Origin of the sequence: Pseudomonas sp. AM14(2022) (genome assembly GCF_036346455.1) — a bacterium.
Taxonomy (GTDB): Bacteria; Pseudomonadota; Gammaproteobacteria; order Pseudomonadales; family Pseudomonadaceae; genus Aquipseudomonas; species Aquipseudomonas putida_A.
In genome coordinates this window covers 95336-111636 of the sequence record NZ_JAOTNY010000008.1, presented here as the reverse complement: position 1 = coordinate 111636, position 16301 = coordinate 95336, and the positions used below count along the sequence as shown (strand labels likewise).

General features: G+C 60.9%; 11 protein-coding genes. 5 read left to right on the top strand and 6 right to left on the bottom strand.

Annotation, left to right across the window (positions count from 1 at the left end; genetic code table 11):
- Window positions 1-18: 18 nt before the first annotated feature.
- The 3 genes from V3W27_RS17255 (at window position 19) to yjiA (ending at window position 3422) form a co-directional block, all read left to right on the top strand.
- The gene (locus V3W27_RS17255; protein WP_007963766.1) at window positions 19-2085 is read left to right on the top strand and encodes a carbon starvation CstA family protein; all 2067 of its coding nucleotides are present in this window, start codon (window positions 19-21) and stop codon (window positions 2083-2085) included.
- Window positions 2086-2100: 15 nt separating this feature from the next.
- A complete protein-coding gene (locus V3W27_RS17250; RefSeq protein WP_003228401.1) occupies window positions 2101-2298 on the top strand; it encodes a YbdD/YjiX family protein in 198 nt (65 codons plus the stop codon).
- 152 nt (window positions 2299-2450) lie between these two features.
- Window positions 2451-3422, top strand: a complete 972-nt coding sequence (gene yjiA / locus V3W27_RS17245; RefSeq protein WP_330207192.1) for a GTPase — start codon at window positions 2451-2453, stop codon at window positions 3420-3422.
- 116 nt (window positions 3423-3538) lie between these two features.
- Here yjiA and V3W27_RS17240 read toward each other — a convergent pair whose 3' ends face one another.
- From V3W27_RS17240 to morA, 5 genes are all read right to left on the bottom strand, one after another.
- The gene (locus V3W27_RS17240) at window positions 3539-4249 is read right to left on the bottom strand and encodes a GntR family transcriptional regulator (protein WP_247269236.1); all 711 of its coding nucleotides are present in this window, start codon (window positions 4247-4249) and stop codon (window positions 3539-3541) included.
- A 23-nt stretch (window positions 4250-4272) separates the two neighbouring features.
- A complete protein-coding gene (locus V3W27_RS17235; RefSeq protein WP_027612834.1) occupies window positions 4273-4977 on the bottom strand; it encodes a FadR/GntR family transcriptional regulator in 705 nt (234 codons plus the stop codon).
- A gap of 84 nt (window positions 4978-5061) precedes the next feature.
- Window positions 5062-6375: a C4-dicarboxylate transporter DctA gene (locus tag V3W27_RS17230; RefSeq protein ID WP_330207131.1), complete on the bottom strand. Its 1314-nt coding sequence runs from the start codon at window positions 6373-6375 to the stop codon at window positions 5062-5064.
- 279 nt (window positions 6376-6654) lie between these two features.
- Window positions 6655-7908: a serine hydroxymethyltransferase gene (gene glyA / locus V3W27_RS17225; RefSeq protein ID WP_003228394.1), complete on the bottom strand. Its 1254-nt coding sequence runs from the start codon at window positions 7906-7908 to the stop codon at window positions 6655-6657.
- Between the two features lie 331 nt (window positions 7909-8239).
- The gene (gene morA / locus V3W27_RS17220; RefSeq protein ID WP_330207130.1) at window positions 8240-12088 is read right to left on the bottom strand and encodes a cyclic di-GMP receptor MorA; all 3849 of its coding nucleotides are present in this window, start codon (window positions 12086-12088) and stop codon (window positions 8240-8242) included.
- Between the two features lie 286 nt (window positions 12089-12374).
- Between morA and ettA the strand changes: the two genes are divergently transcribed.
- Together ettA and gdhA are read left to right on the top strand one after the other, a co-directional pair.
- Complete coding sequence (gene ettA / locus V3W27_RS17215; protein ID WP_003228391.1) at window positions 12375-14039, top strand: energy-dependent translational throttle protein EttA; 1665 nt, start codon at window positions 12375-12377, stop codon at window positions 14037-14039.
- Between the two features lie 372 nt (window positions 14040-14411).
- A complete protein-coding gene (gdhA, locus tag V3W27_RS17210; RefSeq protein WP_330207129.1) occupies window positions 14412-15749 on the top strand; it encodes an NADP-specific glutamate dehydrogenase in 1338 nt (445 codons plus the stop codon).
- Here the strand turns inward: gdhA and V3W27_RS17205 are convergent.
- The gene (locus V3W27_RS17205) at window positions 15746-16240 is read right to left on the bottom strand and encodes a GreA/GreB family elongation factor (protein WP_096795243.1); all 495 of its coding nucleotides are present in this window, start codon (window positions 16238-16240) and stop codon (window positions 15746-15748) included. The genes gdhA and V3W27_RS17205 overlap by 4 nt on opposite strands.
- Between the last annotated feature and the right edge of the window lie 61 nt (window positions 16241-16301).

Below are 16301 nucleotides of genomic sequence, written 5' to 3'. Positions count from 1 at the left end.
CCTGGCTGGAATAATAAAATGAAAAATAATAATAGCCTGCTACGCCACTTACCCTGGCTAGTGCTGGCAATCGTAGGAGCGTGCGCCCTGGGCGTAGTGGCATTGCGCCGAGGAGAGGCGATCAACGCCTTGTGGATCGTGGTCGCGGCCGTGGCCATTTATCTGGTCGCGTACCGTTACTACAGCCTGTTCATCGCCAACAATGTGATGCAACTGGATCCGCGTCGGGCCACCCCCGCCGTGCTCAACAACGACGGTCTGGACTATGTGCCGACCAACAAACACATTCTTTTCGGTCACCACTTCGCCGCGATCGCGGGCGCCGGACCTCTGGTCGGCCCGGTATTGGCGGCGCAGATGGGTTATCTGCCCGGCACGCTGTGGCTGATTGCCGGGGTGGTGCTGGCGGGCGCGGTGCAGGACTTCATGGTCCTGTTCATGTCGACCCGGCGCAACGGCCGTTCCCTGGGCGACATGGTGCGTGAAGAAATGGGCCGCATCCCCGGCACCATCGCCCTGTTCGGCTGCTTCCTGATCATGATCATCATCCTCGCGGTGCTGGCGCTGATCGTGGTCAAGGCACTGGCAGAGAGCCCATGGGGCATCTTCACCGTGATGGCGACCATCCCGATCGCGATGTTCATGGGCATCTACATGCGCTACATCCGCCCGGGCCGCATCGGCGAGATCTCGGTCATCGGTGTGTTGCTGCTGCTCGGTTCGATCTGGCTCGGTGGGCAGATTGCCGCTGATCCGGTGTGGGCCAAGGCCTTCAGCTTCACCGGCGTGCAAATCACCTGGATGCTGATCGGTTACGGCTTCGTCGCCGCCGTGTTGCCGGTGTGGCTGATCCTCGCGCCACGCGACTACCTGTCGACGTTCCTCAAGATCGGCACCATCATCGCCCTGGCGATCGGCATTCTGGTGACCATGCCCGAGCTGAAAATGCCGGCGCTGACCCAGTTCGTCGACGGCACCGGCCCGGTGTGGAAGGGCGGTCTGTTCCCCTTCCTGTTCATCACCATCGCTTGCGGTGCGGTATCGGGTTTCCACGCGCTGATCTCTTCGGGCACCACACCGAAGCTGCTGGATAACGAAACCAACGCGCGCTACATCGGTTATGGCGGCATGCTGATGGAATCGTTCGTGGCGATCATGGCCATGGTTGCCGCTTCGGTGATCGAGCCGGGCGTGTACTTCGCCATGAACAGCCCGGCCGCCGTGGTCGGCGGTGACGTCGCATCGGTGGCGCAGATGGTCAGCAGCTGGGGCTTCGCGATCACGCCGGAGGCGCTGCAAGCGGTGGCTCACGACATCGGCGAAACCACCATTCTGGCCCGGGCCGGCGGTGCACCGACCCTGGCGGTCGGTATCGCGCAGATCCTGCACAGTGTCCTGCCGGGTGAAAACACCATGGCGTTCTGGTACCACTTCGCGATCCTGTTCGAAGCGCTGTTCATTCTGACTGCTGTAGACGCCGGTACCCGTGCCGGGCGCTTCATGCTGCAGGACCTGCTCGGCTCCTTCGTTCCGGCGCTCAAGCGCACCGAATCGTGGACTGCCAACCTGATCGCCACCGCCGGTTGTGTGGCGATGTGGGGCTGGTTGCTGTATCAGGGCGTGATCGATCCACTGGGCGGCATCAACACCCTGTGGCCGCTGTTCGGTATCTCCAACCAGATGCTGGCCGGTATCGCGCTGATGCTCGGCACCGTGGTCCTGATCAAGATGAAGCGCCAGCGCTACATCTGGGTCACCCTGCTGCCAGCCGCCTGGCTGCTGATCTGCACCACCACCGCAGGCTTCATCAAGCTGTTCGACGCCAACCCGGCGATCGGCTTCCTGTCGCTGGCCAAGAAGTACAGCGATGCCCTGGCCGCCGGGCAAGTCATTGCCCCGGCCAAGAGTATCGAGCAGATGCAGCACGTGATCTTCAACGCCTACACCAACGCAACGCTCACTGCGCTGTTCCTGTTCGTGGTCTTCAGCATCCTGTTCTATGCGCTCAAGGTCGGCATTGCCGCCTGGGGCAAAAAAGAGCGTACGGATAAAGAATCGCCATTCCAGGCCCTGCCGGACGCGTAACCAGAGGATTGCACCATGTTCAATGACCTGAGTCGCCTCGGCAAATACCTCGGTCAGGCCGCCCGCCTGATGGTCGGCATGCCCGACTACGACACCTACGTCGAGCATATGCAAACCAAACACCCGGACAAACCGGTGATGAGCTACGAGATGTTCTTCCGCGAACGTCAGGAAGCGCGTTACGGTGGCAAGGGTGGGCCGAAGTGCTGTTGAGCTGACAGCCTGCGGTTGAGGTAATCCCCCTGTGGGAGCGGGCTTGCTCGCGAATACGGAGTGTCAGTTGATACGTGTGGTGACTGACACACCGCTTTCGCGAGCAAGCCCGCTCCCACATTTGTTTTGTGTTTCTTTAAGGAGATCGTGTGTTGTCTTCTCCCATACCCGTAACGGTACTCAGCGGTTTCCTCGGTGCCGGCAAGACCACCTTGCTGCGCCATCTGCTCAAAGCCGAGCATGGCCTGAAGATCGCCGTGATCGAGAACGAATTCAGCGACGCCGGCATCGACACCCAGTTGCTCGGCGTCGAACCGGTGCAAGTCATGACCCTGGCCAACGGCTGCGTCTGCTGCACCATCCACACCGATCTGACCAAGGCCCTGTACCTGCTGCTCGAACGCCTGGACAGCGGTGAAATCGCTTTCGATCGGCTGGTGATCGAGTGCACCGGGCTGGCCGATCCGGCTCCGGTGGCGCAGACCTTTTTCATTGACGAAGAACTGCGCGAACGCTATCTGCTCGACGGCATCATTACCCTGGTGGATGCCGCTCATGCCGACCAGCACCTGACCCAGACCATTGCTCAGGCGCAGATCGGTTTCGCCGACCGCCTGCTGGTGAGCAAGACCGATCTGGTGGATGAGACCACGTTCAACGCACTGAGCGAACGCCTGACGCGAATCAACCGTCGTGCGCCAATCCGCGTGGTCGAGCACGGCAACATCGATCTGGCGGAACTGCTCGACGTGCGTGGCTTCAACCTCAATGCCGACCTGGGCGGCGGAGTGAGTCTGCGTCCGGTGAGCAAGGCGCCTTCCATCGACCGTATCTCCAGCCTGGTGCTGCGCACAGACCAGCCGCTGGATATCGATCAGCTCAGCGAGTTCATGAATGAGCTGCTGGAAGAACATGGCAAGCAGTTGTTGCGCTACAAGGGCGTGTTGAACATCGCTGGCGAGGATCGGCGGCTGGTGTTTCAGGGCGTACTGAAACTTTACGGTTTCGACTGGGACACCGAGTGGGCCGAGGGTGAGGCGCGGGAAAGCGTGATCGTGTTTATTGCCGATGATCTGCCGGAAGAGAAAATTCGGGCGGGGTTTGCCAGAGTGACTTCTGCCTGATGGATCCTGGTTGTCAGCGATGGCCTCTTCGCGAGCAGGCTCGCTCCCACAGTAGGTCGCATTCTGTCAGGAGGAATGCAATTCACTGTGGGAGCGGGCTTGCTCGCGAAGGCGATCTAACCGGCGACACGATGCTCAAGGGCTGTACCCAGCAAGGTCTGCTCAAGATGATCCAGGTGTTGATTCATCAGTCGCTCAGCCATGGACATATCCCCAGACGCGACCGCCTCGACAATCGCCAGATGCTCCTGCCACGCGCAGCAACCGGGCGTCGATCCATCACACCGCGCAATCGCCAGCGACGTCAACGGCACCAGACTGCCAAGAAAATGCGCCAACGGTGCATTCCCCGCCATTTGTGCCAACTGCAGATGAAACTCGCCGGACAAACGAATCGCCGCCGCACGCCGTTCCTGTGTCACGGCCAGACGTTCGCGTTCGACCAGCGTGCGCAAGCGTTTCAAACCCTCCGCTGAGGCATTCTGACAAGCCAGACGCGCCAGCGTCGCTTCGGTCAGGCGCCGGGCGTGCAGGGTTTGCCGGGTCTGCTCGGCATCCGGTGCGGCCACCCGTGGCCGATGGTTGGCGCGCAGCACAATCACCTGCTCATGGGACAACTGCGTCAGCACCCGGCGCACATCGGCGCGGCTGACGCCAAACATCTGCTTGAGACTGTCTTCGGTGAAGCGGCTGGCCGGGTCGATTCGCCGGTCCAGAATCGCGTCGAACAGCCGCGGGTACAGATCGTCTGCCGACGCCTGCAGGCGGGAGAAGTGCAGGGGGGCCGACATCTGACGAGTGTGCGGCGACGTGGCAAGGCTGTTCATGGCCGGTCTCCAGTGTGAATCAATCAGTGGCTGAGGTTGTCATCCGGAATGTTCAATTCAACGCCCATCCGTTGGCCTTCGCGCAGAATGTGCCGACGCATTTCGGCGCTGGCCTGAGCGCTGTTCTTGCTGCGGATTGCGCGCACCACCGCTTCGTTTTCTTCCAGGCGTTCGGCCAGATGCTCAGGCGAATTGCGCAGCACTTCGGCGCTTTGCTTGAGGGCATTGCTCGTTTGCTGCACCACACTCTGGAAAATCGGGTTCGAGGTCAGGGTGAACAGCTCTTCGTGGAAGGCGATGTAGGCGCTGACCCCGGCTTCGCTGTCGCCCGCTTCGAGGGCTTCGCGCATGTCCATCAACGTCAGGCGCAATTGCCCGACTTCCTTGCTGCTGATCGACTGCGCGACCAGACCGACGATGAAAGGCTCAAGGGTGTAGCGCAGTTGCAGCACGTCTTCGAGGCTGGCGCCGGCCACCGCGCTGTCGTGGCTCTGGCTGTCGCTGAGTTGGGCGTCGAGCACCACCACGCCTTTGCCCGGCATCGAGCGCACCAGGCCAAGGGTTTCCAGGACGATCACTGCTTCGCGCAGGCTTGGGCGGCTGATGCCCAGTTGTTCGGCCAGTTCGCGCTGACCCGGCAGCATGTCGCCGGAGCGCCACTGACCGCGGGCGAGGGCGGCGCGCAGTTTTTCTACGACTGAGTTGACGACGGTTGATGTGGTGATCACTTGTCTTGCTCCGTGAGCCCGTTGGGGCTGCCGCAAACAGGATCAAAAGATCGCAGCCTGCGGCAGCTCCTGCGGGGTTGAAAATCAGAACTCTTGCTGGTGCGCCGGAGTTCCGGTTTTACGCGGTTGAAAGGTGTAGCCCTGCTGACCGCTAAGTACTTTGTTTGCGCGTTGCACATCGATGTCCTTTTCCCAACGGGCGATGGCCACGGTGGCGACGCAGTTGCCGATCAGATTGGTCAGCGCCCGGCCGATGCCCATGAACCAGTCCACCGCCAGTACCAGCACCAGACCCACGACCGGAACCGCCGGGATCGCCGTCAGCGTCGCCGCGAGAATCACCAGCGCCGAGCCGGGAATGCCGTGGGCGCCCTTGGAAGTGATCAGCGACACCAGCAGAATCGTCAGCAGATCGGTCATCGCCAGTGGCGTGCCGGTGGCGTTGGCAATGAACACGATGGCCAGGGTCAGGTAGATCGAGAAACCGTCGAGGTTGAACGAATAGCCGGTGGGAATCACCAGCCCGACCGTCGAGCTGCCAATCCCCAGGTGTTCAAGTTTGCGCATGATCTGTGGCAGCACGGCGTCGGAAGAAGCGGTGCCCATGACGATCAGCAATTCTTCGCGCAGGTATTTGAGCAGGGGCCACAGACGCAGGCCCGAGGCGCGCATTACCACGCCGAGGATCACGCTGACGAACGCCATGCAGGTCAGGTAAAACAAGCCCACCAGACTGCCTAGGTGTTGCAGCGAATCGAGGCCGTACTTGCTGGTGGTGAAGGCGATGGCGCCGAACACGCCGATCGGCGCCAGACGCACGATCATGCCCATGATCCGGAAAATCACATGGCTCAGCTCGTTGATCAGCCGTGAGATCCCGGAAGCCGCTTCGCCCACCAGATTCAGCGCGCTGCCGAACAGCACCGAAAACAGCAGCACTTGCAGGATGTTGTTATCGGCGAAAGCGCCGAGCACCGAAGTCGGGATCAGATCCATCAGGAACTGAGTGGTGGTGTGCATGTGCTGGCCGCGTTCGGCGATGTCGCCCATGTCGGCGGCGGACAACTGCTCCAGATGGATATTCGCGCCACTGCCGATGCCGGTGCTGAAGGCGAATACCAGACCGATCACCAGGGCGATGGTGGTCAGCACTTCAAAGTAGATCACCGACTTGAGGCCGATGCGTCCGACCTTCTTCAGATCGCCCGCGCCGCTGATGCCGCTGACCACCACGCAGAACACGATCAGGCCGATAAGCATCTTGATCAGTTTGATGAAGCCGTCACCCAGTGGTTTGAGCTGAGCGGAATATTCGGGAAGGGTCAGCCCGCAGACGATGCCGAGCACCAGTCCGAGAACCACTTGGAGGAAGATTGAACGCGAGCACCATCTGAGCATGGGAGGAATCCTGGTCGGTGTCCTGGCTGCCGTGCGCCTTTGGGCGCATCAGATTCAGAACTTAATTATTGTGGTCTTACCGGTATGTCCAGTGCGGGTGCAGTCTAGGCGCGGATTTTTGCGGATCGCAAGTGAAAATTGACGAATTGGCATGACCGGTCTGACCAGTTGTGCGGTGAGTCCCATTCTTGAGCGGTTCAGGCGTTTGAAAAAATGTGGGCACAAAAAAACCGGCCAATCACTTGGCCGGTTTCTCATGCTGCGGATTTAACGTCGCGATTACGCGCCGTACACCGGCAGTTTCTTGCAGATGGCTTTGACTTTCTCACGAACGGCGTCGATCACCGCTTCGTTGTTCAGGTCAGCCAGGATGTCGCAGATCCAGCCGGCCAGCTCTTTGCACTCTGCTTCCTTGAAGCCGCGAGTGGTCACAGCCGGAGTACCGAAGCGCAGACCGGAGGTCACGAACGGCGAGCGAGGATCGTTTGGCACGGAGTTCTTGTTCACGGTAATGAACGCTTTGCCCAGCGCGGCGTCGGCGTCTTTACCGGAGATGTCCTGCTTGATCAGCGACAGCAGGAACAGGTGGTTCTTGGTACCGCCGGACACCACGTCGAAACCGCGCTCGATGAACACTTCGGCCATGGCTTGGGCGTTCTTCACCACTTGTTCCTGGTAAGCCTTGAACTCAGGCTGCAGCGCTTCCTTGAAGCAGATCGCTTTAGCGGCGATCACGTGCTCCAGCGGGCCACCCTGGGCGCCCGGGAATACCGCGGAGTTCAGCTTCTTCTCGATCTCGGCGTTGGCGCGCGCCAGGATCAGACCGCCACGAGGACCGCGCAGGGTCTTGTGCGTGGTGGTGGTGACCACGTCAGCGAATGGCACCGGGTTCGGGTAGACGCCGGCGGCGACCAGACCGGCCACGTGCGCCATGTCGACGAACAGGTAGGCACCGACTTTGTCAGCGATGGCGCGGAAGCGTGGGAAGTCGAGAATCTGCGAGTAGGCAGAGAAACCGGCCACGATCATTTTCGGCTTGTGCTCAACCGCCAGACGCTCGACTTCGTCGTAGTCGATCAGGCCATTGGCGTCGATGCCGTACTGCACCGCGTTGTACAGCTTGCCGGAGGACGAAACGCTGGCGCCGTGGGTCAGGTGACCACCGTGGGCCAGGCTCATGCCCAGGATGGTGTCGCCACCTTGCAGCAGGGCCAGGTAAACAGCGGCGTTGGCTTGGGAACCGGCGTGCGGCTGAACGTTGGCGTAATCGGCGCCGAACAGCTCTTTGGCGCGGTCGATGGCCAGTTGTTCAACAACGTCGACGTACTCGCAACCACCGTAGTAGCGCTTGCCCGGGTAGCCTTCGGCGTACTTGTTGGTCAGTACCGAGCCTTGAGCTTCCATCACCGCAGGGCTGGTGTAGTTTTCCGAAGCGATCAGCTCAATGTGCTCTTCCTGGCGCTGAGCTTCTTGCTCCATGGCGGCAAAGAGATCGGCGTCGTACTTGGCAATAGTCAAATCACGGCTGAACATGGCGGTCCTCAAGGATCGGGGGCAGAAAAGGGGGGCATTCTAACCCAATGGGTTTTGGATGGCATATGAAACGACATCATGTCGCAGACAAGTGGCGTTCATGCCAGATGTGCGGTGCTTTTGCTGGCTCCACAATGGCCGCGTTTCAACCGGAGAATACTGATCTACGGCAAGTCCCTGTGGCAGCCAGCCTGCTGGGGATGGCTGCACCGCAGATTTTTCCGGCGTCTGTACCGGCCCTTTCGCGAGCAAGCCCGCTCCCACAGGGATGTGCATTCCAATGTGGGAGCGGGCTTGCTCGCGAAGGCGTCATTGGTGGTGCCGCAAAAAATCAGTCGAACATGAACAGCGCATCATTGCTGAACTGCGCTTCAAACCGGCTCGCCGGCATCGGCCGTCCGAACAGATAGCCCTGAACCTCATCGCAACCGTGCTCGCGCAGGAAGTCCAGTTGCTCATGGGTTTCCACGCCTTCGGCGATCACCGCCAGATTGAGGCTGTGGGCCATGGCGATGATCGCCCGAGCGATCTGCGCGTCCTGCTCGCCGGACGGCAGGCCGTCGACGAAGGTACGGTCGATCTTCAGCACGTCGATCGGGAATTGCTTGAGGTAGTTCAGCGACGAATAACCGGTGCCGAAGTCGTCGACCGCAATGCTCAGGCCCAGGTTTTTCAGCCCGGCCAGAATCTGCATTGCTTCGCTGACTTCGCGCATCAGGATACTTTCGGTCAGCTCCAGCTCCAGACACGCCGGTGGTAACCCTGTTTCGCGCAGGATCGTGGCGATGCGCGTACCGAGCTGGCCATCGGAGAACTGCCGCGCCGAAATGTTCACCGAGACCTTCGGCACGCGCACGCGGTTCTGGTGCCAGGTCTTGAGCTGGCGGCAGGCTTCGCTGATCACCCAGTCGCCAACGTCCACTACCAGACCGAGCTCTTCCAGCACCGGAATGAAATCCCCCGGCGGCACCAGTCCACGACGCGGATGACGCCAGCGTAGCAGTGCCTCGGCGCCAGTCAGGCGTTTGCCGTCGCCGCTGAATTGCGGCTGGTAGTACAGGACAAATTCGTTCTGCTCCAGCGCATGACGCAGGTCGCTTTCCAGCTCCAGACGTTCCAGCGCACTGGCGTTCATGTCGGCCTGATAGAACTGGAAGTTGTTCTTGCCGCGCTCCTTGGCGTGGTACATCGCGGTGTCGGCGTTCTTCATCAACTGGCTGAGCTCGTTGCCGTCCTGCGGGCTCAGGGCGATGCCGATACTGGCGGTGACGAAGAATTCGCGACCTTCCAGCACGAACGGACGCACCAGGCTGGCGAGAATCTGCTCGGCCACATGAATCGCCCGGTTCAGCGCCATTTCGCGGCTGGAGCGGTGCTGCAGGAGCAAGGTGAACTCGTCACCGCCCATGCGCGCCACGGTGTCGTCATCGTCGACGCAGGCCAGCAACCGCGTGGCCATGTCTTTCAACATGCGGTCGCCAGCCGCGTGGCCGAGGGAGTCGTTGATCGGCTTGAAGCGGTCGAGGTCGAGGAACATCAGCACCACCCACGACTTCTGCCGTTCGGCCGATTGCAGCGCGGTGTGCAGACGATCCTGGAACAGCGTGCGGTTCGGCAGGTGGGTCAGGGCGTCGTAGTAAGCGAGACGATGGATGCGTTGTTCGCTGGCCTTGCGCTCGCTGATGTCGCTGAAGAAGCACACGTAACTGGCCAGATCGCCTTCATCGTCGAGTACCGCCGTGATGCCGACCCACGCCGGGTAATGCTCGCCGTTACGGCGCTTGAGCCAGACTTCGCCTTCCCAGGTACTGTGCTGGTGCAATTGCTTGAGCACGTAGCGCAGGTGCGCGTCCTGTTGCTCGTCGACGGTGAGCATGTTCGGCAACTGATCGAGCACCTCCGACACCGCGTAACCGCTGACCCGGCTGAAGGCTTCGTTGGCCTGCACGATGTAACCGGCGGGGTCGGTGATCAGAATCGCCGAGGTCGAGTGCTCGAATACCGTGGCGGCCATGCGCAAGTCTTTCTCGGCGCGGCGCTGCTGGCTGATGTCGCGACCGACGCCGAGCACGCCTTCGAACGCGCCGTGTTCGTCCCACACCAGCACCAGCCGCAGCTCGATTGGAATCTTCCGACCGTCGGCGCGCAGGCAGTCGAACAGGAACATCTGCGTCTGTACCTGGCTTCGCAGTTGCGCGAGTTGCTCAGGTTTGTCGAGCGCTTTGCTGACCCGATCCATCAAGGTGTAGATGCCGGATAGCTGCTGCGGGTTGGCGATCGTCGATTGCCAGCCATTCTGGAAGATCCACTCGGCGTCGTAACCCAGCACCGCCTGCACCGACGGGCTGACGTAGTTCAGCGACAGCTTGCTGTCGGTGGAGAAAATCACATCGCTGATGCTTTCGGCGAGCATGCGGTAGCGCTGCTCGCTGTCGCGCAGCGATTCGCTGGCCTCGATCTGCTCGGTGATGTCCTTGGCCACGCCGATGATTCGCGTGACCTGATCATGCTTGTCGCGGGCCAGCGCCTGCTCGCGAATGTCGAAGCGCCGCCACTTGCCGTCGCGATGGCGGAAGCGCAACTGGCACTGCAACAACTGGCTGTAACCGGCGTGCCGCTGCATCTGCCGCGAGCGGTGGTAATAGTCGGCGTCTTCCGGGTGCAGGAGGATTTCCCAGAAGTACTCGCCCATCTGGTGCAGCTCGGAGCGGTTGTAACCGAGGGTTTGGCCGAGGTGGTGGTTGCTGAAAATCATCCGCTGGCTGATCACGTCCTGCACATACAGATGGTCCGGCACGGTGCGCACCACGTCCGACCAGAAACCTTCGCGCTCCAGCAGCGACAGTTCGATCAGCTTGCGGCTGGTGATGTCGTTGATGCTGAGGATCACCGCTTTATAGTCGTGCTGTTCCTCGGGCAGGCGCAGGACCATCCACAGGTGCTGATCGCGGCCGTTGATGTCCGGCAGTCTGATTTCCAGCTCCAGCTGTTTTTGCTGCTGCAGAACCGCGTCGAGCACCTGGTTGCCGATGGCGCACTGGCTGTGCGGATGGCCGTCGATCAGCAATTGCCAGGCGTGCTCGCAGGAATTGACATTGAGCAGTTGCAGTGCCACCTGATTGACCTCGGTGACGCGCAGTTCCTGCAGCAATTGCTGGCGCTGGACCGGTTGGTCGAGCCAAGCCTTGAGCTGGTCGCTGGTTTGGATCTGCGCCTTGTCGAACAACTGCTTGAGGCCCGAGAGGTCGAGTACGCACAGGGCGACGCCGGTGCCTTCGAAGATGTCCTGATAGCGCCGGCGGCCTTCATGTAACTGGCGCTGGCGGCGACGCATGTTCAGCAGCGCGATCACCGGCAACATCGAGAACGCCAGGCCCAGCAGGCATTTGCCGATGAACGCCGGCAGCAGTTCTTCGAGCACGCGCTGGCGGTCGAACAGCCCGCGCAATTGCCAGTCGCTGCTGCTCAACGGCACGGTCAGCACGGTGTTGGCCATGTCGTCCGGGCTCAAGACGCCAGGCCTGGCCGAAGGCCGTGCCTCGTCGCGGCTGATGATCTGATGGTTGAGACGGTTTTCCACCAGCCACAACGGACGGATGCCGGTTTCGCCCTGCTTGGTCAGCGAGTCGAAGAAGGTCGGGGTCAGGCGCAATACCCAGTAGCCGCGCGTGCTGCCGCTGGCCTGATGCAACAACAGATGCACCACCGAGCCGTCGTCGGCGTTACTGAAGTAATGCGCCTGGGCGCGGCTGCGGCGCACCAGTTCAGCGAGGTAATCGGCGTCGTGGCTGTCGCTGGCGCTGTCGTTGAGGATTTTCCCGGACGGGCTGAGCAGGGCCAGGCTGCGCAGGTCCGGCAGCGATTGCTGGAGCTTGCGCAGCAGCGCCTGCTGTTCGTCGGACGACTGCGGCTGTTCGACGATCGGTAGCAGGTTGAGGGCGATTTGCGCATTCAGCGACATGTTCAGGCTGACCTGCGAGGCGAGGTCGGCGGTGTAGTCGATGGTGTACTGACGCTGGTTTTTCTGGGTCTCGCGCAATTGATCGAGCAGTTGCCAGAACAGCAGGGCCAGCAGCAAAAGTACCAGCGTCGCCAATGCACCCTTCAGTGTTCCGCGCAGGGGCGAGCCGGTCCCCGGATTGGACGCGCTCACAGAAGCTGGCGGGGTAACGTTGGACAAGCTGAAATCCTGCGGTTTGGCTGGACTGGCGCGACGTGCACTATAAGCCGGACGCCCGAAGGGCGGCTAGCATGCCTTGAGTTGTGGCGAAGTGCCAGCCCCACTCGGCTGGACTGCCTTCCGTCATTAAGGTAGCTTTGCCGGTTACGCGGGAGCGTTCCAGCTCCTAGACTCAGACTTTTTCAGCGCGCAGGCATTGATGACCATCAAGTGAACGACGCGCATCGGTCTGGCCGGGCATCGCCTGCGCTCCAATCATTCATCTGTCACTGACCCAAGGTTCTCCATGGCTCAATACGTCTTCACCATGCATCGGCTGGGCAAAGTTGTTCCGCCGAAGCGGGAAATCCTGAAAAACATTTCTCTGTCGTTCTTCCCCGGCGCCAAGATCGGCGTGCTCGGCCTCAACGGTTCGGGTAAATCCACGTTGCTGAAAATCATGGCCGGCGTCGACACCGAGTTCGAGGGCGAAGCCCGTCCGATGCCGGACCTGAACATCGGTTATCTGCCGCAAGAGCCACAACTTGATCCGACCAAGACCGTGCGTGAAGTGGTCGAGGAAGCCGTCAGCGTGATCAAGGATGCGCAAGCGCGTCTGGACGAGGTCTACGCCGCTTACGCTGACCCGGATGCCGACTTCGACAAGCTGGCTGCCGAACAGGCCAAGCTCGAAGCGATCCTGCAGGCCAGCGATGGTCACAACCTGGAGCGTCAACTGGAAGTCGCTGCCGACGCCCTGCGTCTGCCGGCGTGGGACGCCAAGGTCGAACACCTGTCCGGTGGTGAAAAACGTCGTGTGGCCCTGTGCCGTCTGCTGCTGTCCGCTCCGGACATGCTGCTGCTCGACGAACCGACCAACCACCTGGACGCTGATTCGGTAGCGTGGCTGGAGCACTTCCTGCACGACTTCCCGGGCACCGTGGTCGCGATCACGCACGACCGTTACTTCCTGGATAACGTTGCTGGCTGGATTCTGGAACTCGACCGCGGCGCGGGCATTCCTTACGAGGGCAACTACTCGGGTTGGCTCGAAGCCAAGTCCGATCGTCTGGCGGCCGAATCCAAGCAGCAGTCGGCTCACGAAAAAGCCATGAAGGAAGAACTGGAGTGGGTGCGCAAAGGCGCCAAGGCCCGCCAGTCGAAATCCAAGGCTCGTCTGCAACGCTTCGAAGAAATGCAGTCGCAGGAATTCCAGAAGCGTTCAGAAACCAACGAGATCTACATCCCGGCCGGTCCGCGTCTGGGCGACAAGGTCATCGAGTTCAAGAACGTCACCAAGGGTTACGGCGATCGCGTGCTGATCGACAACCTGTCGTTCTCCATGCCGAAGGGCGCCATTGTCGGCGTGATCGGTGGTAACGGTGCCGGTAAGTCGACCCTGTTCCGCATGCTGATGGGCAAGGAAACTCCGGATTCCGGCACCATCGAAGTCGGCGAAACCGTGCAACTGGCCTGCGTTGACCAGAGCCGCGAAGACCTCGACGGCAGCAAGACCGTGTTCCAGCAGATCTCCGACGGTTCCGATCAGATCCGCATCGGCAACTACGAGATTCCGTCGCGCACTTACGTCGGTCGCTTCAACTTCAAGGGCGGCGACCAGCAGAAGTTCGTCAAGGACCTGTCCGGTGGTGAGCGCGGTCGTCTGCACCTGGCGCTGACCCTGAAGGAGGGTGGCAACGTCCTGCTGCTCGACGAACCGTCCAACGACCTCGACGTTGAAACCCTGCGTTCGCTGGAAGAAGCCCTGCTGGACTTCCCGGGCGCCGCCATTGTGATCTCTCACGATCGCTGGTTCCTGGACCGCGTCGCGACCCACATCCTGGCGTACGAAGACGACTCGCAAGCGGTGTTCTTCGAAGGTAACTACACCGAGTACGAAGCCGACCGCAAAAAGCGTCTTGGCGAAGCGGCGGCCCAGCCACATCGGGTACGCCACAAGAAACTGGCCTGATTCGGGTTGGTTGCATGAAAAAGCGGAGCCTTCGGGCTCCGTTTTTTTTGCCTGGTTTTTTCCGCAATACCGAGTTGAATTCATCGCTGGCAAGCCAGCTCCCACAGGATTTTTGTTGTACCTGGAATGTGTGAGCGCCACGAAAACTGTGGGAGCTGGCTTGCCAGCGATAGCGGTGTAACTGTTGGTGCATCACTTCAATTTGAACTCCCCATTCAGGTGCAATATCAGTCCAAAAAGCCCTCTTATTTATATCCTGTGCACCATTTAATTTCATAACTGCGACATTTTGCGCTGTTCCTGTGCGCAAATCGTTTGCTACAGTCCGGCTCAATCGCTTCCAACGACAATAAATTTGCCGAGACTTTTCCCATGATCGAATCCGTCGAATCCTTCCTCGCCCGCCTGAAAAAACGCGACCCGGATCAACCCGAATTCCACCAGGCCGTCGAAGAAGTCCTGCGCAGTCTGTGGCCGTTTCTCGAAGCCAATCCGCGTTACCTGACCTCAGGCATTCTGGAGCGCATCTGCGAGCCGGAGCGTGCGGTGGTGTTTCGCGTGTCGTGGGTCGACGATCAGGGCAAGGTCCAGGTCAATCGCGGTTTCCGCATTCAGATGAACAGCGCAATCGGCCCGTACAAGGGCGGCTTGCGCTTCCATCCTTCGGTGAACATGGGCGTGCTGAAGTTTCTCGCCTTCGAACAGACCTTCAAGAACTCCCTGACCTCGTTGCCCATGGGCGGCGGCAAGGGCGGTTCGGACTTCGATCCTAAGGGCAAGAGCGACGCCGAAGTCATGCGTTTCTGCCAGGCGTTCATGAGCGAGCTGTACCGCCACATCGGCGCGGACGTTGACGTGCCGGCTGGTGACATCGGTGTCGGTGCGCGGGAGATCGGTTTCCTGTTTGGCCAGTACAAACGCCTGAGCAACCAGTTCACCAGCGTGTTGACCGGTAAAGGCATGACCTATGGCGGCAGCCTGATTCGCCCGGAAGCCACCGGTTTCGGTTGCGTGTACTTCGCCGAAGAAATGCTCAAGCGCCGCGAGCAGACCGTTGAAGGCAAGCGCGTGGCGATCTCCGGTTCCGGCAACGTCGCGCAGTACGCGGCGCGCAAGGTCATGGACCTGGGCGGCAAGGTGATTTCGCTGTCCGACTCCGAAGGCACGCTGTACTGCGAATCGGGCTTGAGCGAAGAACAGTGGCAGGCGCTGCTGGAGCTGAAAAACGTCAAACGCGGACGCATCAGCGAACTGGCCACGGCGTTCGGTCTGGAGTTCCGCGCCGGTCAGTTGCCCTGGTCGCTGTCGTGCGACATCGCGCTGCCGTGTGCCACGCAGAACGAACTCGATGCAGACGCCGCACGTACGCTGCTGCGCAACGGCTGCGTATGCGTGGCCGAGGGCGCGAACATGCCGACCACGCTTGCGGCTGTGGATATCTTCGTCGAGGCCGGCATTCTGTTCGCCCCGGGCAAGGCGTCGAACGCCGGCGGGGTCGCGGTCAGCGGTCTGGAGATGTCGCAGAACGCCATGCGCCTGCTGTGGACGGCGGGTGAGGTGGACAGCAAGCTGCACGCGATCATGCAGTCGATCCACCACGCCTGCGTGCATTACGGCGAAGAGAACGGACGGATCAACTACGTCAAAGGCGCGAACATCGCCGGCTTCGTCAAAGTCGCGGATGCGATGCTCGCGCAGGGTGTGGTTTAAGCCGGTTCGATGCGAATCACTTCAATCAGCTGATCGCCAGCGGGGCGCTGCCACAGCACTTCGTCATTGAGCCGGGCGCCGAGCAGCGCCCGGCCCAGCGGCGAAGCCCAGTTGATCAGGCCTTGGCTGGCGTCGGCCTGATCTTCGCCGACCAGTTGCACCCGACTTTCGGTGTCGTGTTCGTCGGCGTAGGTCACCCAGCTGCCGATCTGCACTTTATCGGTCGAGATCGCCGGGGCCGCGACCTGTGCGCTGGCGAGGCGTTGGTTGAAGTAGCGCAAATCTCTTTCGAGATCGGCCTGGCGCTGCTTGTCGGCCTGTTCGCCCTTGGCCGATTGCTCGGCGTGCAGGGCTTGCAGTTCGGCGACTTTGGCCTGCAACTGCACCAATCCTTGGGGGGTGACGTAATTGGGCTGCGCACTGACCTGCCGTTCGACGGGCTGATCGGCTTGCGCAGCGGCGTTATCTTCGTTGACGAAAGCGCGGCTCATGCTGTCCTCCTCTGCAAAGAGTTTGGGCCATGGTCGCCGGCATTTGGTTTCACTGGATGTC